Here is a 1,189-nt window from a genome sequence, read left to right on the forward strand (position 1 = left end):
TTCAGCCTGGGAGCCATTCCCACCGACTGGATCAAGGCCGGGGTGCAACTGGCCACCGATCTGGTGGACAAGACCCTGCCCGAGGGCATGTTCCATGATCTCGTGGTCAACGGCGTCATGGCCGGCGTCGGCGGAACCATCGTATTCCTGCCCAATATCGTCATCCTGTTCTTCTTCATGGCCATCCTCAGCGGCACCGGCTATCTGGCCCGCGCCAGCTTCCTGATGGACCGGGTGATGCATCATTTCGGCCTGCACGGCACTACCCTGATCCCCATGGTGGCCGGCTTCGGCTGCAATGTCCCCGCCGTCATGGCCACCCGCGTCATCACCAATAAGCGGGCGCGTCTGATCGCCATGCTGATCGCGCCGTTCATGAACTGCTCGGCCCGACTGCCGGTCTTCATCCTGTTCGCCGGAGCTTTCTTCGCCGATATGGCCGGCACCGTGGTCTTCGCCATGTATATGCTGTCCCTGGTCGCCGCCATGGTGTCGGCGGTGTTGCTGAACCGCATCATCCCCGGCAGCGGTGGCGACGCCTTCGTGATGGAGCTGCCGCCCTATCGTCTGCCGACCCTGCATTCGGTGCTGCACCATATGTGGGACAGCGCCCAGGGCTTTGTCGCCAAGGTAACCGGCGTCATCCTGGTGGGCTCCATCGTGATCTGGTTCCTCCAGGAATTCCCCCGCGACATCACCTATTCCCAGGATTTCGAGACCGTCATCGCCGAACAGACCGCGCTTCCCGACAGCCCGGAAAAGGAAACAGCGCTGAAGACGCTGAAAAGCGCCCAGGCGCAGGAGAAACTGGAAAAGAGCTATCTTGGGCGTTCGGCCATCGCGGTGACGCCGCTGTTCCAGCCGCTGGGCTTTTCCTGGCGGGATTCGGCGGCCATCATGACCGGCTTTGTCGCCAAGGAAGTGGTGGTGGCGACCTATGCCGTCATCTATGCCCAGGAGAAGGGGTCGGACCAGCTGACCGAGACCTTGAGGGGCGCCATGCCGCCCGCCACGGCCATCGCCTTCATGATCTTCACCTTGCTCTACGCGCCTTGCCTGTCCACCATCGCCATCATCGGCAAGGAGGCGCAGAGCTGGCGTTGGGCCGGGTTCTCGGTGGCCTATTCCCTGACCTTCGCCTGGCTGCTGGCCCTGGCCGCCAGCCGGATCGGCGGGACATTCTTGTAGG

General features: G+C 63.0%; 1 protein-coding gene. It reads left to right on the forward strand.

Annotated elements, in window-relative coordinates:
• Positions 1-1,188, forward strand: a 1,188-nt coding sequence (feoB, locus tag A6A04_RS00050; RefSeq protein WP_068489175.1) for a ferrous iron transport protein B, incomplete at its 5' end; no start/stop codon positions are given.
• Position 1,189 lies beyond the last annotated feature (1 nt).

Source organism: Paramagnetospirillum marisnigri (assembly GCF_001650715.1).
In the GTDB taxonomy this organism is placed as follows: Bacteria; Pseudomonadota; Alphaproteobacteria; order Rhodospirillales; family Magnetospirillaceae; genus Phaeospirillum; species Phaeospirillum marisnigri.